Source organism: Kribbella qitaiheensis (assembly GCF_042657745.1).
Classification (GTDB): Bacteria; Actinomycetota; Actinomycetes; order Propionibacteriales; family Kribbellaceae; genus Kribbella; species Kribbella qitaiheensis.
Map to the genome: position 1 here is coordinate 80,595 of NZ_JBHSKE010000006.1, position 19,794 is coordinate 100,388.

16 protein-coding genes are annotated in these 19,794 nt (G+C 68.9%); 8 read left to right on the plus strand and 8 right to left on the minus strand.

The genetic code is table 11. The annotated features are described in order from the left end of the window. The first annotated feature begins 4 nt into the window (after window positions 1-4). The gene (gene paaK / locus ACFPJ1_RS04765) at window positions 5-1,324 is read left to right on the plus strand and encodes a phenylacetate--CoA ligase PaaK (protein ID WP_380101594.1); all 1,320 of its coding nucleotides are present in this window, start codon (window positions 5-7) and stop codon (window positions 1,322-1,324) included. Between the two features lie 7 nt (window positions 1,325-1,331). Here paaK and ACFPJ1_RS04770 read toward each other — a convergent pair whose 3' ends face one another. Continuing rightward, window positions 1,332-1,952, minus strand: a complete 621-nt coding sequence (locus ACFPJ1_RS04770; RefSeq protein WP_380101595.1) for a TetR/AcrR family transcriptional regulator — start codon at window positions 1,950-1,952, stop codon at window positions 1,332-1,334. A gap of 185 nt (window positions 1,953-2,137) precedes the next feature. On the opposite strand from ACFPJ1_RS04770, the gene ACFPJ1_RS04775 reads away from it, so the two are divergent. From ACFPJ1_RS04775 to ACFPJ1_RS04790, 4 genes are all read left to right on the plus strand, one after another. Continuing rightward, the gene (locus ACFPJ1_RS04775; RefSeq protein ID WP_380101596.1) at window positions 2,138-2,941 is read left to right on the plus strand and encodes an SDR family NAD(P)-dependent oxidoreductase; all 804 of its coding nucleotides are present in this window, start codon (window positions 2,138-2,140) and stop codon (window positions 2,939-2,941) included. Window position 2,942: 1 nt separating this feature from the next. Beyond that, a complete protein-coding gene (locus tag ACFPJ1_RS04780; RefSeq protein ID WP_132191635.1) occupies window positions 2,943-4,058 on the plus strand; it encodes a DUF5938 domain-containing protein in 1,116 nt (371 codons plus the stop codon). A 66-nt stretch (window positions 4,059-4,124) separates the two neighbouring features. Continuing rightward, the gene (locus ACFPJ1_RS04785) at window positions 4,125-5,657 is read left to right on the plus strand and encodes an acyl-CoA synthetase (protein ID WP_380101597.1); all 1,533 of its coding nucleotides are present in this window, start codon (window positions 4,125-4,127) and stop codon (window positions 5,655-5,657) included. 135 nt (window positions 5,658-5,792) lie between these two features. Next, window positions 5,793-6,314, plus strand: a complete 522-nt coding sequence (locus ACFPJ1_RS04790) for a DinB family protein (RefSeq protein WP_380101598.1) — start codon at window positions 5,793-5,795, stop codon at window positions 6,312-6,314. Window positions 6,315-6,357: 43 nt separating this feature from the next. Here ACFPJ1_RS04790 and ACFPJ1_RS04795 read toward each other — a convergent pair whose 3' ends face one another. Both ACFPJ1_RS04795 and ACFPJ1_RS04800 read right to left on the minus strand, forming a co-directional pair. Further along, window positions 6,358-7,002: an NYN domain-containing protein gene (locus ACFPJ1_RS04795; protein ID WP_380101599.1), complete on the minus strand. Its 645-nt coding sequence runs from the start codon at window positions 7,000-7,002 to the stop codon at window positions 6,358-6,360. A 252-nt stretch (window positions 7,003-7,254) separates the two neighbouring features. After that, window positions 7,255-8,601 carry a serine hydrolase domain-containing protein gene (locus ACFPJ1_RS04800; RefSeq protein ID WP_380101600.1) on the minus strand — a complete coding sequence of 449 codons (1,347 nt, stop codon included), beginning with the start codon at window positions 8,599-8,601 and terminating at the stop codon, window positions 7,255-7,257. Between the two features lie 83 nt (window positions 8,602-8,684). Here ACFPJ1_RS04800 and ACFPJ1_RS04805 point away from each other — a divergent pair, with 83 nt between their 5' ends. After that, complete coding sequence (locus ACFPJ1_RS04805) at window positions 8,685-12,026, plus strand: ATP-binding protein (protein WP_380101601.1); 3,342 nt, start codon at window positions 8,685-8,687, stop codon at window positions 12,024-12,026. On the opposite strand, the gene ACFPJ1_RS04810 is transcribed toward ACFPJ1_RS04805, so the two are convergent. From ACFPJ1_RS04810 to ACFPJ1_RS04830, 5 genes are all read right to left on the minus strand, one after another. After that, the gene (locus tag ACFPJ1_RS04810) at window positions 12,023-12,649 is read right to left on the minus strand and encodes a TetR/AcrR family transcriptional regulator (RefSeq protein ID WP_380101602.1); all 627 of its coding nucleotides are present in this window, start codon (window positions 12,647-12,649) and stop codon (window positions 12,023-12,025) included. The genes ACFPJ1_RS04805 and ACFPJ1_RS04810 overlap by 4 nt on opposite strands. Window positions 12,650-12,868: 219 nt before the next feature. Further along, complete coding sequence (locus tag ACFPJ1_RS04815; RefSeq protein WP_380101604.1) at window positions 12,869-13,687, minus strand: ABC transporter permease; 819 nt, start codon at window positions 13,685-13,687, stop codon at window positions 12,869-12,871. Continuing rightward, the gene (locus ACFPJ1_RS04820; protein WP_380101605.1) at window positions 13,684-14,670 is read right to left on the minus strand and encodes an ATP-binding cassette domain-containing protein; all 987 of its coding nucleotides are present in this window, start codon (window positions 14,668-14,670) and stop codon (window positions 13,684-13,686) included. The genes ACFPJ1_RS04815 and ACFPJ1_RS04820 overlap by 4 nt, the downstream gene beginning before the upstream one ends. A gap of 102 nt (window positions 14,671-14,772) precedes the next feature. Then, window positions 14,773-16,116: an MFS transporter gene (locus ACFPJ1_RS04825; RefSeq protein WP_380101607.1), complete on the minus strand. Its 1,344-nt coding sequence runs from the start codon at window positions 16,114-16,116 to the stop codon at window positions 14,773-14,775. Next, on the minus strand, window positions 16,113-16,889 hold the full coding sequence (locus ACFPJ1_RS04830) for a GntR family transcriptional regulator (RefSeq protein WP_380101608.1): 777 nt from the start codon (window positions 16,887-16,889) through the stop codon (window positions 16,113-16,115). The genes ACFPJ1_RS04825 and ACFPJ1_RS04830 overlap by 4 nt, the downstream gene beginning before the upstream one ends. A 191-nt stretch (window positions 16,890-17,080) precedes the next feature. Here ACFPJ1_RS04830 and ACFPJ1_RS04835 point away from each other — a divergent pair, with 191 nt between their 5' ends. Further along, window positions 17,081-17,977: an SDR family oxidoreductase gene (locus ACFPJ1_RS04835; RefSeq protein WP_380101609.1), complete on the plus strand. Its 897-nt coding sequence runs from the start codon at window positions 17,081-17,083 to the stop codon at window positions 17,975-17,977. Window positions 17,978-18,141: 164 nt separating this feature from the next. Next, window positions 18,142-19,593 (plus strand): S8 family peptidase, encoded by a 1,452-nt coding sequence (locus ACFPJ1_RS04840; protein ID WP_380101610.1) that lies wholly within the window; start codon window positions 18,142-18,144, stop codon window positions 19,591-19,593. Window positions 19,594-19,794: the final 201 nt, after the last annotated feature.

Genomic DNA, 19,794 nt, shown 5'->3' on the forward strand with positions numbered 1-19,794 from the left:
CCTCATGACGGATCGATTCCTCGGCGACGCGTGCCCTGACGACCTGCGCGACGCCGGCGAGCGGCTGTCGGTCGACGAGCTCAGGGCGCGGCAGCTGGCCGGGCTGCAGACCACGGTGCGCGCGGCGTACGAGAACGTGCCGCACTATCGTGCGGCGCTCGACAAGGCGGGGTTCGCGCCGGGCGATCTGCGGGACTTCTCGGATCTGAGCCGGTTGCCGTTCACCACCAAGCAGGACCTGCGCGACAACTACCCTTTCGGCATGTTCGCCGTACCGCGTGAGCAGGTCGTCCGCGTGCACGCCTCCTCTGGTACGACGGGACGCCCGACGGTGGTCGGCTACACCCGCCGGGACATCGACAACTGGGCCGACCTGATCGCCCGCTCGATCCGAGCCGCCGGCGGCCGCGCGGGCGACGTGTGCCACGTGGCGTACGGGTACGGGCTGTTCACCGGCGGGCTCGGCGCCCACTACGGCGCGGAACGCCTCGGCTGCACGGTCGTCCCGGTCTCGGGCGGAATGACGGAGCGTCAGGTCGACCTGATCCGCGACTTCGGCGCCCGGATCATCATGGTGACGCCGTCCTACTTCCTCTCCATCGTCGACGAGATGGTTGCCCGGGGCATGGATCCGCGGGAGACCTCCTTGCGGGTCGGCATCTTCGGCGCCGAGCCGTGGACCGAGCAGATGCGCGCGGAGGTGGAGAGCAAGACGGGGATGCACGCCGTCGACATCTACGGGCTGTCCGAGGTGATGGGGCCGGGCGTTGCGCAGGAGTGCGTCGAGACCAAGGACGGCCTGCACATCTGGGAGGACCACTTCTACCCGGAGATCATCGACCCGGTCACCGGCGAGGTGCTGCCGGACGGCGAGGTCGGCGAACTCGTCTTCACCACCCTCACCAAGGAAGCCTTCCCGGTACTGCGCTATCGCACCCGCGACCTGACCCGGTTGCTGCCGGGCACCGCCCGGCCGGGGATGCGCCGGATGGAGAAGATCACCGGCCGCACCGACGACATGATGATCGTCCGCGGCGTGAACGTCTTCCCCACCCAGATGGAGGAACAACTCCTGCTGGTCGAAGGCCTCACCCCGCACTACCTCTGCGTCCTGAGCCGCCCCAACCGCCTCGACGAACTCACCGTCCAGGTGGAAGCCGCCCCCGACCTCCCCACGTCTTCCTACGCCAGCGCCGCGTCAGCCCTGTCCCGCCGAGTCAAAGACCGCGTAGGCGTCACCGCCACCGTCGAGGTCCTCCCCCCACACGCGCTCGAACGCTCCCTGGGCAAGGCCAAACGCATCCGCGACGACCGCCGCCGTTAGCGGGGCCTCAGGGGATCAGGAGTTTGGGGAGGGTTTGTTCTACGCCGGTGCGGAGGTCGGTGAGGGCGTTGGGCTGGTGGGACAGGTTGCGGAGGAGGGCCTGCTGGAAGAGGCCGTCGAAGAGGCCGTACGCCGTTGAGGGGGAGACGGTGATCGGGGTGCCGCTGAGCTCGCCGTAGGTGCTGACGATGCGCCAGATCATCAGCTCGAGGGTCTTGTCGATCTCCAGCACGTCCTCGCGGAAGTTCTCCTCGAAGAGGGCCTGGTTGCGCAGGTCGTACCAGAGGCGGTGCATCGAGCCGTCCTCGTCACAGGTGGTGGCCAGCGCTTGGGCGAAGTCGGTGCGCAGCTGGTCGGCCGACCGGGCTGTCGCGACGATCTGGTCGTAGCGGGTGACGCACTCGGCCTTGTAGAGCTTCACGCAGTACGTGATCAGCTCGACCTTGTCGCGGAAGTAGTAGTGCAGCACGCCGTGTGAGAACTCGGAGTTCTGCGCGATCTCCCGCAGGCTCGTCCGGGCATAGCCGAGCTCGGACAGGGTGCGCAGCGCGGAGGTGGCGAGCTGGGCACGACGCTCAGCGAACTTGTCCACCTGCCGGCGCGAGATCCGGTCCGTCACCTCGGTCACGGTCAGCCTCCAGGGATAGCTCCCGGGCAGTTTAACCCGGCCGGCAGAATTTCTTGACAGTTGTCCAAGAAACTCTTGACGAGTGTCAAGAACTTCGTAACGCTGAGCTCATCGCCCGGTCACCGCACCTCACCGGTGATCGGGCGGTCAGCGTAGGTCCAGCAGCCGGCCGAAGGGGAGAGTTCATGAGCGGGTACGACCTGACCGGACGAAAAGCCTTGGTGACAGGGGGTGCGCGCGGGCTCGGGGCCGGGATGGCGGCAGCTCTGGCCAAGGCCGGCGCCTCGGTGGTCATCGCCGATATCCAGGAGGTCCTCGGCAAGGAAACCGCCGACGCGCTCAAGGACACCGGTGCGACCGCGGCCTTCGTGCCGCTCGACGTGACCGACGACGCCGGCTGGGAAGCGGCGATCACCGCGACAATCTCCGAGCTCGGCGGCCTGGACATCCTGGTGAACAACGCCGGCGTCGAACTGTCCGGCCTGGTGGTCGACCTCGACCCGGCCGACGTCCGCAAGATGCTGGAGATCAACGTCCTCGGTACCGCGCTGGGGCTGAAGCAGGCGTTCCGCGCGATGCGGCCGGAGGGACCCGCCGGGACTGGTGGCTCGGTGGTCAACATCTCCAGCGTCGCCGCGACGATCCCCTTCCCCGGCATCTCGGGGTACTCCGCGACCAAGTCCGCGGTGGACCGGCTGACCCGGGTGGCCGCGATGGAGGCCGGCAAGCTCGGCTACGGCATACGAGTGAACTGCGTGTACCCCGGTCTGGTGCCGACCGAGATGGGCATGAAGCTCGCCGCGGACATGGTCACCCTCGGGCTCTGGCCGTCCGCCGAGGCAGCCGTCGGGGACGTCATCGGGCTGACCCCGCTCGGCCGGCTCGGCGAGGTCTCCGACATGGCCGACGCGGTGGTCTTCCTCGCCTCGGACGCGTCCCGCTTCATCACCGGCGCGGGCCTACCGGTCGACGGCGGAATGGGGATGTGAGATGAGCAAACCCGTCGTCGTGTACGGCGCCTCCGGGTACACCGGGCGGCTCGTCTGCGAGTACCTGCGCGAGTTCAACGTCCCGTTCATCGCCGCCGGGCGGGACAAGAAGCGGGTCCAGGAGGTGCTCGACCGGGTGCCCGGGATCGACACCGTGGACCACGAGGTGGTCGAGGTCGAGCACGAGGTGAGTGCGCTGACCGACCTCTTCCGCGGCGCGAAAGTGGTCAGCAACATGGTCGGGCCGTTCATCAAGTACGGCCCCGAGGTGGTCGAGGCGAGTCTCGCGGCAGGGTGCCACTACCTGGACACCACCGGCGAGCAGGACTGGATCCTGGACGCGCAGGCGAGGTGGGGCGACAAGTTCACCGCCGAAGGGCTGTTGCTCTCCCCCGGCGTCGCGCAGATGTACACCACCGGCGAGATCGCCGCGAACATCTGCCTGGAGACTCCTGGCCTCGACACCCTCGACATCCTGGTGCTGTGGAAGGGGTTCCCGACGTACGCGTCGACCCAGACGATCTTCACCATCCTGAAGGCCGACTGGCACTACCTGGAGCAGAACGAACTGGTGAAATGGGACCCGCTCACCACCTTCGAGGTGAACGTACCCGGCCAGCACGCGAGTGCGCTCGCGCTGCCCTGGGGCGGGACGAGTCACCCGGTCTGGTTCAAGAACGACCCGCGGGTGGCCAACGTGAAGGTGGCCGGCGGGGTGTTCGACCGGGCCGTGATGCAGGGCGTGGTCGACGCCGTGAAGATGGTGGAGACGCAGATCAAGACGCTCCCGGTCGAGCAGCAGGATGCAGCGCTCGGCGAGGTGGCCGCCTCGGTCCAGGCGAGCATGCCGCCGCGGGAGAACCCGCGGATCAACACCTCGCTCGACTCGGTGCACGCCTCCGGGCCGCTCGGCCGGGCGCATTGCGTGATCTACGGCAACAGCAACTACAAGCAGACCGGCGCCCTGCAGGCGTACGCGGCGTACTCGTTGCTGCAGCAGCCTCCGAGGCGCGCGGGGCTCGCCTCGGCCTGCCAGGCCTTCGGACACCGCGAACTACTCGGCGTACTGCGCAGCTTCGGGTTGGTGCTCGAGCCGGTCCTGACCGTTCACCACTAGACCAGGTGCGGGGGCGCCGCCACCACCCCCCAGGCTCCCCCGCACCTGTACCACCTGGAGTTTCCCGTGCGGCTGTTCGACTATCTCGACAAGGGTGCCTCGCTGGGCAGCGACGCGCCCTGCCTGACGATGGACGGTACGTCGCTCAGCTACGGCGAGGTCCAGGAGTTCTCCTGGCAGGTGGCGCGGGCGCTCGACCGGTCGGGGATCGCGCCGGGTGCCAAGGTGGCGATCCTGTCCGCGAACAACCCGATCTCGTTCGCCTGCGTGTTCGGGATCGCCCGGGCCGGCGCGATCTGGTGTCCGGTGAACCCGCGCAACGAGGCGGCCGAGAACCGCGAACTGCTCGACGCCTTCGACTGCTCCTGCCTGATCTTCCAGCGAGCCTTCCTTCCGCTGGTGCAGAAGATCCTCCCGGACCTGCCGAAGCTGACCACCGTGATCTGCCTGGACGACTCCTTGCCTGAGGCAATCAGTCTCGCGGAGTGGCTGGACGCGGTACCAGCTGAGCCTTTCGAGCGGGAGCCGTTGGACGACACCGCGTTGCTGGTCGGCACCGGTGGTACCACCGGGCGACCGAAGGGGGTGATGCTGACCGGGCGGAATCTGGAGACGATGTCGGCGATCACGCTGATGAGCTACCCGTTCTCCGGGCGTCCGGTCTACTTGGCACTGGCTCCGTTGACCCACGCGGCCGGGGTGCTGTGCTTCCCCGTGCTGACACTCGGTGGTCAGATCGTGATCATGCCGGCGCCGGACCTGGGCGACTTCCTGACACTGGTGGAGCGGCATCGCGTCACCCACACGTTCCTGCCGCCGACGCTGATCTACATGCTGCTCGCGCATTCCTCCTTGCCCACAACGGATCTGAGCTCACTGCAATGCTTCTGGTACGGCGCCGCTCCGATGTCCGCGGCCCGGCTGGAAGAGGCGCTGACGCGGATCGGGCCGGTGATGGCGCAACTCTTCGGCCAGAGCGAGGCGCCGATGATGATCTCCACGATGGCGCCGGCCGACCACTTCCACCCGGACGGGTCGCCCGCGGTCGAGCGGTTCGCCTCAGCCGGACGGCCGTCGCCGCTGACGCAGGTGGCGATCATGGCCGACGACGGGCGGTTGCTGCCGCGCGGGGAACGCGGCGAGATCGTCGTCCGCGGCTCGCTGGTGATGGCCGGCTACTACCAGAACCCCGAGGCCACCGCGGCCGCGGCGCAGTACGGGTGGCACCACACCGGTGACATCGGCTTCCTCGACGACGACAACTACCTCTACATAGTGGATCGGGCGAAAGACATGATCATCACCGGCGGCTTCAACGTGTACTCGGCCGAGGTCGAGCAGGCGCTGATGACGTACCCGGCGATCCGGGACTGCGTGGTCGTCGGGCTCCCCGACGAGAAGTGGGGCGAGCGGGTGACCGCCGTACTGCAACTCCACCCCGGGCTGACCGTGACCGAGTCGGAGGTCCGCAACTACGTGAAGAGCCGGCTGGGCAGCGTCAAGGCGCCGAAGCAGGTGGAGGTCTGGGACGACCTGCCCCGCTCGAAGGTCGGCAAGGTGCTGAAGACCGAGGTGAAGACTCGCCTGTTAAATCAGTAGGCGTTGCTTCGCTCGGGCGCTAAGGTTCTGGTCGAGCGAGAGGAGGTGAGCGCGATGTCGAGTCCTTCCGTCGTGCCACCTGCCCGCCGCACCCGCGGCTGACCAGGTGGCGTTCGTACCACCTCTGGAGCTGTGATGACCGTAGTGAACCGTCCGCCGCTGACCTCTGACGAGCGGACCCAACTGACCGGCTGGCTGGACCTGCAGAGGTCCTTCGTCCGGATGAAGTGCGAAGGCCTCAGCGAGGCCGACGCGCACCGCAAGACGCTGCCCACCTCACCACTGATGACGATGGCGGGCGTGGTGGCGCACCTGCGCTGGAACGAGTACTCCTGGTTCCACCTCAACATGCTCGGCACCCCCGACACGGGCCAGACCCCGTGGACGGAGGGCGGCCACCCAGACGCCGAGATGTTCGTCGACGACGTCCCCCTCGCCCAACTCCTGGACGAGTACGACGAGGAGTGCGCGAGGTCGAACGCGATCATCGCCTCACTCGCGCTGGACGCCGTCGAACAAGGCCCGTACGCCACCAAGGGCGAAGCCGCCTCCCTCCGCTACGTCCTCTGCCACATGATCGAAGAAACCGCCCGCCACGTAGGCCACCTAGACATAATCCGAGAACTCCTAGACGGCCACACCAGCTACAACGAGTAACACCAGCAAGCCGGGTGGGTCCCACACCGGGAGCCACCCGGCTTCAAAACCACTTCGCAGGTCGACTGCGCTGCCGCTTGGCCAGCGGGTCGTAGATGCGCTCCGGCAGTTGCGACTGCCGCAGGGCGGTCTCGTTGATTGTGAAGTACCCGACGTCGTCGAACCGCTTGTGCGGTTTCAGAGTGCCGGAGGGCATCGCCAGGATCACTGGGTGCCCGGGCCGCATCCGCTTGAGCGCTGCCACTGCTGGAGCGAAGTCGGAGTCAGCGCTGATCAGAAGAGTCAGATCTGCCAATACCGCAGCAGCGTCCTCGACCATGGAGACCGCGAGCGCGACATCAGTCTCCTTCTCCTCGAAGGTCCGTGGCCTTCTAGGGCACGCGCACTGCCAATGAGCACCACAGAGCTTGCAAGGTGACAGCGTGCGCTTCTTGAACCATCCGATCTGGACGTCCAGCAGGTCACCGGAGTGCGCCCGCAACGCGTCTACGTAGTTGATCTGGTTGGCCGACGCCGCCGGCTCACCGCGAACGATGGTGGTGAAGTAGCGCACCCGGACCACCTCGTCTTTCGGTCTGAGGTGCCGGACGAGCTCGACCAGGTCGAGCCACAGATACCTGCGTTCGTACTTGCTTTTCATGCCGTAGTACAGGTTGAAACCGTCTATATAGGCGGCGACCGTGCCCACGCCGTGATCTCCTGTTCGCGAATGCGCGTACGGATGGCGTGGTACATTTTTTGTCCCATGCCGGTACGCCCGGCTAGAACGGCCCCCGAAAGGGGGTCGTTTTTTTGTGCGTACCGGTTTGGGCGTCCGCGACGCCTCATCTCCCGACACCGTGGTGTGGGTGAGGCCCCACCGGAGTGGGGCCTCGCGCTCAATCGCGTTGGCGATCGACGGTTGTCGCCAACGTAGTCAACGGCCTACAGCAGGAGCAACTCAGAGCCATTCGCCGAAGGCTAAGGGGGCTCGGGTGCAGAGGTAGGTGGCCCAGTGGAGGGTGGTGGGGGTGTTGGTGGCGTCTCGGGTGATGCGGAGGAGTTCGCCGGTTTCGCGGCCGGAGACGGTGCGGTAGACGTCGTCGGAGACCTTCTCGAAGACGGCCGGGGGCTTCCAGTCGGGGGCGCCCTGGGCGGTGGCCTGGAGGGTGCCGTTCTTGACCGAGAAGACGAACGGGCTGCCTTCGGAGAACCAGGTGCCCAGGACGCCGGCCAGGTCGGCGGGGATCTCGGTGCCGGGGGTCCAGAGGGTCGGCGGTTCGGGGTCGTCCTCGAGGACCTTGATCAGCAGGTCGGTGGCGATCGCGGCGGGGTCGGGGGCCGAGGTGGTGTTCATCAGCGTGATGCCGGCGGTACCGGACGGGCGGTGCACGAAGCTGCCGGTGATGTGGCCGGGCATGCCACCGGTGTGGCCGACGAAGACCCGCTCACCGCGGCGGAACAGCATGAACCCGAGGCCGATGCCGAGTTGCCAGCGGTCCACGTCGGCCATGATCTGCGGCTGGCACATCTCCTCGACGGTGTCCTTGGACAGCACCTCCGCGACCGGGTCGGCGATGAACATCATCCACTTGGCGAGGTCGTTCGCGGTACTGGCCAGGCCGCCGCAGGCGTCCATCGCGCCGATGTCGATCAGCGGCTCGTCGACCGGTACGTCGGAGAACGGCGGCACGTAGTACCCCTTGGCGGCGGGACCGCCGTCCATGCCGACCGTGGTCCGGGTCAGCTCCAGCGGCTGGAGGATCCGGGCCTGGATCGACTCGTACCACGACCGTCCGTCGAGCCGGGCGACGATCTCGCCGAGCATCGAGTAGACCAGGTTCGAGTAGTGGAACCGGTGGTGCGGTTTGCCGATCCGCTCGGCCCCGTTCCAGCCGGTGACGAGTTCGCCGCGGTCCGGGAACGTCATCTGGTCCCAGACATCGCCGACGGGTTCGCGCTGCATGCCGCTGATGTGACTGAGCATCTGCCGGATGGTGATGCCCTCGTGTTTGCTCTCCGGGATGAACTGCTCGATCGTGTCGTCCAGGCTGAGCTTGCCCTCGTCGCGCAGTGCCATGATCGCGACCGCGGTGAAGGTCTTGCTGTGCGAGGCGATCAGGTACTGCGTATCGGCGGTCGGCGCCACCCCGGGGGCGGCCAGGTCGGCCGATCCCACCCCGTCGGACCAGGCCAGCGCACCGGCGCGGGCGACGGCGCCCACGATGCCGGGCACCCGCCCCTTGGTCTGTCGTTCGGCGAGGATCCGGCTGAGCGCGGAACTGGTCTGAGCGGAGATCTCGGTCACCAGCCGACAGTAAGCCATGCCAGGGACCACCGCATGTGACAAACGACAGGGGTTTGAGCGGGGTCGTGTGGGAGGCTGGAGGAGTGCGCATAGCGGTGCTCGGTCCACTCGCGATGTGGGCGGCCGACGGTTCTCCGCTGGACGTCCGCGGAGTCCGGCTGCGTGGACTGCTCGCGCGGCTGGCCCTCAGCGCCGGCCGGCCGGTCGGGCTCGAGACCCTGGTGGACGGTCTCTGGGGCACCGAGGCGCCGAGCGCGAACGCGTTGCAGTCGCTCGTCTCGCGACTCCGGGCCGGTCTCCCCGCCACCGAGTCGAGCATCTCCGTCCAGTCCGGTCCGGCCGGCTACACGCTGACCATCTCGCCGGAGTCCGTCGACGCCCTGCAGTTCGAAGACCTGGTACGCCGGGGCCGGCGGCTCCTCGTCACGGATCCGGCGCAGGCGCGGGCACTCCTGACCCAGGCTGAGCGACTCTGGCGCGGCGACGCACTGGCCGATCTCCGGGACCTCCCGTTCGCCGCGATCGAGGCGGACCGGCTGAGCGAGCTGCGCCTCGGAGCGGGCGAGGATCTCGCCGAGGCGGCCGTGGCGAGTGGCCACTCGCGCGACGTGATCGCCGAGCTCGAGCGGCTCAGCGTCGCCCATCCCCTCCGCGAGCGCCTGCACGAACTGCTGATCAGAGCCCTGTACGCCGATGGCCGCCAGGCGGAGGCCCTCGCGGCGTACGAGCGGGTGCGGGCCACGTTGGCCGACGAGCTCGGCGCGGATCCCGGGACCAGGCTGCGCGACCTCCATGTGGCGGTCCTGCGCGGTGACTCGATCGATCCGGCCGCCACGGCGTCCGTAGTACCGGCTGCTCCTGAGCCTGTACCGCGGAACAACCTGCGCGCGCCGCTGACCAGTTTCGTGGGCCGGGCCGACGATGTGACCGAGCTGACCCGGCTGCTCGGCAACGGCACCCGGCTCGTCACCATGGTCGGCCCGGGTGGCGCCGGCAAGACCAGGCTCGCGACCGAGACCGGGCGAACGTTGGTGGACCAGACCGGTGACGGGATCTGGTTCGTCGAGCTGGCCCCACTCGCTGACGCGGCCGATGTCGCCCCGACCCTGCTGACCGCCCTGGGCGCGAGCGAGTACGTCGACAACCTGCAGACCACCTTGGCCCCGAAGCTGCCGACCCGGCGAGCGGCGACCGAGCGACTGGTCGAGGTGATCGCCGACCGGCGCATGCTGCTCGTGCTCGACAACTGCGAGCACCTGGTCCAGGAGGTCGCCGATCTGGTCGACTCGCTGCTGGCCGCCTGCCCGCGGCTGCGGGTGCTCACGACCAGCCGCGAACCGCTGAGCATCCCCGGCGAGCACCTGCACCAGGTCGGCCCCCTCGGGCTGCCACCGGAGGACAGCGACGACGACGCGTACCCCTCGGTCCAGTTGTTCGTGGACCGAGCCCGTGCCGTGCGGCCCGACTTCGCAATCACCGAGAACAACCGCCACGCGATCGCCGAGATCTGCCGCCGGCTCGACGGCATGCCGCTGGCGATCGAGCTGGCCGCGGCCCGCCTGCGCGCCCTTACCCCGCAGCAGATCGTCGAACGGCTGACGGACCGTTTCCGCTTGCTGACCAGCGGTTCCCGGACTGCGCTGCCGCGACACCAGACCCTGCGAGCGGTGGTGGAGTGGAGCTGGGAGCTACTCGACCCCGACGAGCAGGCAGTCGCCCGCCGGCTCTCGCTCTTCTCCGGCGGGGCGACTCTCGAAGCAGCCGAACGCATCTGCAGCGGTCCGGGACTGCCACCTGAGGCCGTGCTCGGCGTACTGGCCTCCCTGGTGGACAAGTCGCTCGTCGAGGCAGCGGCCGACGACCGGTCGGTCCGTTACCGCATGCTCGAGACCGTGAAGGCGTACAGCGCCGAACGGCTCGCGGCCTCCGGGGAGTTTGACCAGGTCCGCGAGACCCACACCGCGTACTTCGGCGGGCTGCTCAAGCAGGCACGCCCCAAGCTGCGGACCGGCGAGCAGTTGCAGTGGATCGCCAGGCTCGACGCGGACAACGAGAACCTGCTGGACGCGTTGCGGTCGTCGGTCGACCTCGGCGACGCCGCGACCGCGCTGAAACTCGTGTCGGTGCTCGGCGAGTACTGGAACATGCGCGGCCGGCCGGCGGAGGCGGTCAGCTGGTTCGAAGCGGCACTGGCCGTGCCCGGGCCGTCCGATCCGCTGCACCGCGCGACCACGCTGATGTTGTACTCGCTCGGTACCTTGTCCAACGGCGAGGACCCGTCAGCGTCGTTCGCGCAGGCCGTCCGGGGGCTCGCCTCGGTCCGGCTGCTCAGCCGGCGACACCGCCGGGTCGCCGAGTCCGGTGTCGGCCGGTTCACCAACGCCGTCTGGGCCGCGGTCCGCCGGGACCGGGCCGGCTCGTTTCGTGAGCTGGACGAGGCTCGCGAACATCCCGACCCGTGGACCCGGTACATGGCCGTGATGATGTCGGCGATGTTCCGCGAGAACGAGGGCGACGTCGAGCAGATGGCCGCAGACCTGGCCGTCGCGCTGGACGGGTTCCGTACCATCGGCGACCGCTGGGGGATCTCGCTGGCGCTGCGCGGCCTCGCCAGCTACCAGGGCAACAGGGGCGACCACGAGGGCGCGCTGGCGTCCCTGACCGAGGCGTTGCGGCTGATCGGCGAGCTCGGCACCACCGAAGGGGTGTCCCAGCTGCTGGCCCAGTGCGCTCTGAGCCGTTCCGAGCTGGGTGACCTCGACGGCGCGCGGGACGACCTGCACCGCTCGCTTCGGCTGGCCGAGGAGACCGGAAGCCGTGGTGGGCAAGGGATCGCGATGATCGGGCTGAGTGCGGTTGCCCGGCGGACCGGTCGGCTGGACGAGGCGATGGAAATCGCCGAGAAGTCCTACGAGATGCTCGACCTCCAGGCCGAGCGGGTCGCTCCGCACGGGCAGGCGATGGTGCTCTCGCAGCTCAGCCGGGTCAGCGTGGCCCGCGGCGACCAGGAGCGGGCGCGCGACTACAGCAGGCAGGCCGTCGAGCTCGCGCTCAGCACCGAGGACATGCCGCTCGCTTCGGGCATCGTCGAGGCGGTGGCCGACGTCGAGCCGCTGACCGGCGGCGACGAGATCGCCGCGCGCGTCCTCGGTCTCGCCGCCTCGATGCGGGGCATGCGGACCGTGCCCGACTCCGACGTCCGGCGTACGGTCGAGCGGTTGCAGGCGAGCCTCGGCACCGAACGGTACGAGGCCCTGTACGGCGAGGGCGCGGCAATGATCCGCGACGAGGCGATCGCCGAGCTCCGCAAGCGCCTCGACCTGCCCGACCCGCGGGCCGCGGCGGGGATGACCCAGCCCGGTGGCTCGATCCGAGTCGGCTCCGGTCCGAGCGGGACGTTGCGGACGCCCCACGGCAAGGCCTAGTTCACCATCAGCGAGACGGCCAGGTTGCGGAGCGCGGTCTGGACCTCCTTCTCCGGCGGGCGTGGGTCGGCCAGCATCCAGTCGTAGACGACGGTGTTGACCGCGCCGATGAAGCAGAGCCCGAGGAAGCGGAAGTCCTTCGGCGCGATCTCGTTCCGCGCGACCGCGGCCTCGCCGATCTTGACCACGCTGGAGATGATCAGCTCGCGGAAGGCGATCCGCTGCTCCTCGACCGCCGGGCTGGTGCCGACCACCTCGACGAACGAGATCCGGGCCCGGCGCAGGTCCGCCATGATGGTCCGCAGGTACCCCTCGACCGCCGCGCCGATCCGCTCCCCGACGTGCGCGTCAGCGGCCTGTCTGAGCGCCTCGCCGGTACTGCGGACCGCGAGCTCGATCACCTGGGCGTGCACCGCGAGCAGCACGGCTTCCTTGTTCTGGAACTCGTGGTAGAAGTGCCGGGTCGACACTTTCGCCTGTGCACACAGGCGTTCCACCGAGGTCGCGGGGTAACCCTCGGTCCCGAAGAGCTCCAGCGCGGCGTCCAGCAGACGTTCCCGTCGCGCCGCCTTCCACTCGTCGACCGAGCGTCCGGAATAGCGGCGTGCGGAGGGTTCGCTCATTGCACCTCTTGTCGATACCCCGTGCCTGAACTCTTGTCATCTTAGCCATGCCGGATCGCCCTGACGGACGTGTTTTCCGCGAAAAGAACGGTTTTCACTCGTTGCGGCCGCGATCGGCGTAAGCCGTGAGTACCCGGAGCTGCTCACCATCTTCAATGCCAAGGGCAACGGCAGTGGGGGCCGAGGATCATTCCTCGGCCCCCACTGTCTTGCCCTGGCTCAGGTGCGCTGCCGGTAGGCGCGGATCGCGAGCGGCGCGAACACCGCGACCAGTCCGACCATCCAGGCCAGCGTGATCAGCAGCGGCTTCTGCACGTCGCCCCCGAGCATCAGACCGCGCATCGTGTCGACCAGGTACTTCACCGGATTCACGTTCACGAACGCCTGCAGGAAGCCGGGCAGGGTGTCCGTCTGGACGAACACGTTGCTGCCGAAGGTCAGCGGGAACATCACCAGGAAGGCGATGCCCTGCACGCCCTGGGCGGTCTTCAACTTCAGGCCGAGCCAGACCCAGATCCAGCACAGGGACAGCGCGAAGGCGAGCACGATCAGGCAGGCCAGCAGCCCGTTCCCGACGCCGTTGCCGAACCGGAAGCCGAGCGCGAAGCCCGTCCCCATCAGGATCACGATCGACAACGTGTACCGGACCGCGTCACCGAGCACGGCACCGACCAGCGGCGCGATCCGCGAGATCGGCAGACTCCGGAAGCGGTCGAACACTCCCTTCGCGAAGTCGTCGTTCAGCGCGACGCCGGTGCCCATCGTGGAGAAGACCACCGTCTGCACGAGCAGGCCCGGCAGCAGGTACGGCAGGTAGTCGTGCCAGGTGCCGCCGTTGGCGACGGCGCCACCGAAGACGAACAGGAACAGCACCAGGAAGATGATCGGCTGGAACGTCACGTCCGCCAGCGCTTCCGGGTTCTGCCGGATGCGCACGATGTTGCGCCAGGCCAGGGTCAGGCTCTGCTCGATCCAGGCGAACGGCCTGCTCCGGCGAGCCGCGTGCGCGGGTGGTGCTTCAAGCGTTGCGGTGCTCATCGGCCCGCTCCTTCCAGTACTGCGGTGCTCTCTTCTTCGGCGGTGTGTCCGGTCAGGGCGAGGAAGACCTCGTCCAGGCTCGGCAGCCGCAGGGACAGTTCGGTGACGGCGATCCCGGCCTCGTCGAGCCGGCGGACCACCACCGGCATCGAGGAGCCGTCGGAGACCGGCACGCTGACGACTGCGTTGACCACGTCGACGGTCGGCCGCACGCCGACGGACTCGGAGACGATCGCGGCGACCCGCTCGAGATGCCCCGGCTCAGCCGGGCGGACGTCGAGCGACTGCTTGCCGGCCTGCGCCTTCAGCTCGGCCGGACGCCCGGAGGCGACGACCTTGCCCTTGTCGAAGACCATGATCGAGTCGGCCAGCGCGTCGGCCTCTTCCAGGTACTGCGTGGTCAGCAGCACGGTGGTGCCGTCGAGGACCAGGTTGCGCACGGTGTCCCAGACCCCGTTGCGGGCATGGGGATCGAGCCCGGTGGTCGGCTCGTCGAGGTACAGGATGCTCGGGTTGCCGACCAGGCTGGCCGCGAGGTCGAGCCGCCGGCGCATGCCGCCGGAGTACGTCTTGGCGATCCGGTCACCGGCGTCGGACAGTTCGAACCGCTCGAGCAGCTCGTCCGCCCGGGCCCGGGACTGCTCGCGGTTGTGGCCGAGCAGGCGGCCGATCATGACCAGGTTGCGGCGGCCGGACATGTCCTCGTCGACGGACGCGTACTGCCCCGTCAGGCCGATGATCTCGCGGACCCGCGGCGCCTCGCGGACCACGTCGTACCCGCCGACGGTCGCGTGGCCGGCGTCCGGGCGCAGCAGCGTGCCGAGGATGCGGACGGCGGTGGTCTTGCCGGCGCCGTTCGGGCCGAGCACGCCGAGCACGGTGCCGGTCGGCACGCTCAGGTCGACGCCGTCGAGTGCGGTGGTGCTGCCATATTTCTTGACCAGACCCTCGGCCCGGATGGCGAGGTGGTTCGTTGTGGACATCGGTTCCTCCCAGCTGACTGTTACTGGGACTACCGTGCGCCTCACCGCTGACACCGGCCTGGCACTGGGCTGAGAGCCCGTGCCAGGCGCTGTCAGCCTGTCTCAGCTCACCTTCGCGAGCTCTGCGGTGTCGGCCTTGAGCGGCACGATCTGGTTCGCGCGGAGCGCCTCGTAGATCTCCGGGTTGTAGCGGGCCAGGGTCGCCCGGGCCCGGCGGCGGTACCGCAGGATCTGGACGGTGCCGATCGCCCACAGCACGTACTGGAAGGTCAGCGCCCACTTGAAATCGGTGAGCGTCTGCGCCGCGCCGCCGGAGGAGACGTCCAGCAGCACTCCGACCATGCCGATACAGATCAGCATGGCGATGAAGCCACCGGTGTTGACCATCCCGTTCGCCGCCCCGAACCGAGTGGTCGGGTTGAAGGTCCGCGCGTAGTCCAGGCCGAGCATCGACCCGGGACCGCCGGCGGCCTGGACGACGATCAGCAGGAGCAGGACCGGCATCGGAGCCCGGCCGGGCCAGAGCAGCACGACGGTCCACATGAAGGCGGATCCCCCGATCACGGCCAGCACGATCCACGAGCGGTAGAAGGGGAAGCGCGCCGCGTACCGGCCGACCAGCGGGCCGTAGAAGAGCCCGGCGAGCACCGGCAGGATCAGCATCGCTGCCGCGGTCGTCGGTGCCACGCCCTGGCCCTTCACCAGGAACGGGTAGCCCCAGAGCAGACCGAACGTGCCGCCGGCGAAGCTGGTGGTGAAGTGCGTCCACAACCCGAGCCGGGTGCCCGGCTCCTTCCACGCGCGCCGCAGGTTCCGCCGTACGTGGGTGAGCGAGTGCTTCGCCCGGTGCAGCGGTTCGTCGTACGGGCTGTCCTTGAGCAGGAAGATCACAGCGAGGCCGGTCACCAGGCTGAGAACGCTCGCGCCGGCGAAGGTCCCGGTCCAGCCGAACGAGTGGAACGCCGCCGCCATCGGCACGGTCGACACGATCGCGCCGACACCGCCGAGCATGCCGGTGGCCTGCGACATCACCGGCTGCCGGAGAGCCGGGAACCAGGACATCACCACCCGCAGGACGCTGATGAAGACGAGGGCGTCGCCGACCCCGAGGACCGCCCGAGCCGCGAGGGCTGCCGGGTAGGAGTCGACCAGGCTGAAGGCGGACTGCGCGACGAAGAGCAGAGCCGAGGCCGCGATCAGCAGCCGCTTCGAGCCGTACCGGTCCAGCAGGATGCCCACGGGCACCTGCATCGCGGCGTACACGGTCAACTGCACGACGGTGAAGCTCGCCAGCGCCGAGGCGGAGATGTCGAACCGCTCGGCCGCCTGCAGACCGGCGACGCTCATGGAGCCGCGGTGCAGCACGGTGACCAGGTAGGTGAAGACAGCAGTCGCCCACACCGCCCAGGCTCGACGACCGCCCAGGGGGAAGAGGAGTTCGGTCACTGCATGCCCCGCAGATCCGTCGCGGCGACATGGATGTGGTCGATGACGAGGTCGCGGAACCGCTTGGCGCTGTTCCCGCCGAGCGCGTCGATCATCTCCTGGTGCGCTCCGATCGAGCGCTCCATCCGGGCCGGTTGTACTTCGATGCCGGGCACGCCCATCCGGACCTGCCGGTCGCGCAGACTGTTGTAGAGCTTGGCCAGGATCTCGTTGCCGGCGGCACCCACGATCGCCTCGTGGAAGGCCCGGTCGGCCTCCAGGAAGCTCTTGGCGTCGGCCGCCCGGCGGTGCTTGCGCATCTCCTGCACGAGCGGCTCGAGGGTGGCGGCCAGTTGCTTGCGGCGCGGCCACACCTTCGCGGCGGCGTGCGTCTCGATCAGCTCGCGCGCCTCCAGGACGTCGTTGACCTCCTGGGCCAGCACCGGCAGGACCAGCACGCCCTTCTTCGGGTAGAGCTTGACCAGGCCGGACTCTTCCAGCCGCAGCAACGCCTCGCGGACCGGAGTACGGGAGACTCCTACCGCTGTCGCGAGCTCACCTTCGGTGAGCAGTTCGCCGCCCGGATAGACCCGGTCGAGGATCGCCGCCTTCACATAGGCATAGACGCGCTCCGCCGCGGGGATCTTCTCGACCCCCGGCTCGGCCGCGGCGACGATCCGAGCGATCTCGGTCGTCTCATCCCCTAGCTCGAACCCCGCCGGCCCCAGATTTTCCGGCGCTGTTTCCGCCGGCCCCACACTCGCCGATTCACCATCGGCCACCCCGCTACCCACCGCACTCCTCACCCATACCGTACGTATCTTTGTTGTATTTATCCTACACACAACAGTTCGAGCGCTCGTTTGTTCCCGGCCCAGGGAAGTTATCCACAAGGTGGTCCACAGATGTGGGCTGCTGTGGACAGCCGAGTGCGTTGACGGGCTGGTGGGGCGGGATCATTCTGAAGCTGCCGGGGGTGGGCAGCATGGCGATTCTGGTGGTGGGTGGGACAGGGCAGTTGGGCGGACGCGTCGTCACGCTGCTGCGGGCGCGTGGCGAGGTCGTGCGGTGTCTGGTCCGCGCCGCGACCGATGACAGCGGGTTGCGGGCTTCCGGCGTGGAGATCGTGCGGGGAGACCTCACCGATCCGATCAGTCTGCCGGGTGCCTGCGCGGGGGTGACCGTGGTGGTCGCGACTGCGACGGTGATCGCCCGACGGCTCGCCGGGGCGCGCCATCCGACGCTGCGTGAGGTCGACGAAGACGGGATGACGGCACTGGTCGACGCCGCCGAGCGGGCCGGGGTCGAGCGGTTCGTCTACGTCTCGTACGCCGGTGCCGGCAAGGGACAGGGGTCTCCCTTGGAGCACGCGAAAGTCGCGGTCGAGCGACGGCTGGCCACCTCGACCATGCGGACGGTGATCGTCCGGCCGGACGCCTTCCAGGAGGTGCACCTCGGTCCCTTGGGGCGCTTCGACCTGGCTGCGCGGAAGGTGTCGATCATCGGCAAGGGGACCAACCCGGTGCGGTGGGTGAGTACCGACGACGTGGCCGCCCTGCTCGCGGCCGTCGCGGTCGAGACGGACCCACCGGCACTGATCGAGTTCGGCGGTCCGGAGGCACTCAGCCGCAACGAGGCAGCCGACGTCGCCGAGCGGGCCCTCGGCCGGACGATCAAGCGACAGCATCTGGCTCGCTTCGTGGCGCGGGTTGGGCTGGTGGCCTTCAGACGGTCCAACGACGCGGTGTCCGCGGTGTTCGGCGGCGGGCTCGCGCAGGATCTGACTCGGGTCACCTGGGACGACTCGCCGCTGCGCGAGCGTGGCATCACCCCGCGCTCCGCCAGCGATTGGATCAAAGCCCAGGCCGCCGCTCTGCGCTGACACCGCGTACTCCGATCGCCGAGGGTGACGGTGGGGACCGTGGGTAGTGACGGCCGCAGGGTTTCCCGTGTGTTGGGGGTTGAACGGCTCCGGGAGGGGCGCGGGGTCCTAGAGTCACGGGCAGCGTTCCCGTCCAGCTCGCGATTTGCCCCGAGGAGAGAGTCTTGTCCCGAAGCTCCCGTACCCGCCGGCTCAGTGCCGGCCTCGCCGTGGCGGCTCTGGCCATCACCGCGACCGGTACCGTCACGGCCGCCCAGGCCGTACCCGTCTCTCCGGCTGGTTCGTCCGCAAGCGCGGCCGAGCCCGGCCCGCTGATGAACTACGTCGTCAACACCCGCGCGGACCACGGCCACGTGAAGAAGGCCGAGAAGGCGATCGCGGCGGCCGGCGGCACCGTCGTCCAGTCCTACGACCAGCTCGGCGTCGTGATCGCCCAGTCGACCAACCCGGACTTCCGGGCCGACGTACGGGCCGGGAAGAACGGCCGGGACATCCAGTCGGTCGGCGCCACCCGGACCGCGCCTGTGAGCGAGGGCCCGGTCGGCTCGGCCAAGAAGGCCGCCGCGGCCAAGGGCCTCAACGCCGGCGAGGCCACCCCGACGCCGGACCCACGCGAGGTCGACCAGTGGGACATGGTCCAGATCAAGGCGGACCAGGCGCACCAGGTGACGGACGGCTCGCGCCGGATCCTCGTCGGCGTCAACGACAGCGGCGTGGACGACACCCACCCGGACCTGGCGCCGAACTTCGACGCCAAGGACTCGGTGAACTGCGTCAACAACGGCGTGCCGGACACCACCGCCGGCGCCTGGCGGCCGACCACCAGCTCGCACGGCACGCACGTGGCCGGCACGATCGCCGCCGCGCGGAACGGCATCGGCATCGTCGGCGTCGCCCCGGGCGTCCGGATCGCCTCGGTGAAGGTCGTGAACGACGACGGCTTCATCTACCCGGAGTACTCGATCTGCGGGTTCGTCTGGGCCGCCGAGCACCACATGGACGTGACCAACCACAGCTACTTCATCGACCCGTTCGAGTTCTGGTGCAAGGACAACGGCGACCAGGGCGCAGTCCAGGAAGCGGTCCGCCGGGCGGTCGCCTTCGCCACCGAGCGCGGCGTGCTCTCGGTCGCGGCGGCCGGCAACTCGAACTACGACCTGGCCAACAAGACCGCCGACAACGGCAGCCCGAACGACACCACCCCGGTGCCGCGGCAGATCAACAACGACTGCCTCGACATGCCGACCGAGCTCCCCGGCGTGATCACGGTGGCCAGCACCACCCAGGCCAGGGCACGCAGCAGCTTCTCCAACTTCGGCCTGAACAAGATCGACGTCGCGGCTCCGGGCAGCAGTATCCTGTCCACCCTGCCGGGCGGCGGCTACGGCAACATGAGCGGTACCTCGATGGCGTCGCCGCACGTCACGGGGATCGCCGCCCTGATGAAGTCGACCCACCCGTGGTGGAGCCCGCGCGACCTGGAGTCGGCGCTGCGCCACCAGGCCGACGACACCGCATGCCCGACCACTCCGGACGCGCGGTGCACCGGCACCACGGCGAACAACGCGTTCTTCGGTGAAGGCATCGCCGACTCGCTCGACGCGGTCCAGCGCTAGACCGGGTGAGCTAGCGGTGCTTGGCCGCCTGGAGTGTGGCGTTTGTCGTGAGTTTTCAGGCGGCCTTTGCGAGGCGTCCGTGGTCGATGCGGCTGCGGGCGTGGCGGTCGATGGGTGGCCAGGCTTGTCGTATCTCGGTGGGGGTTCGCTGCCTCCTCTGGGGGTTCGCCCACTGTTCTGACAGTGGGCGAACCCCCACGG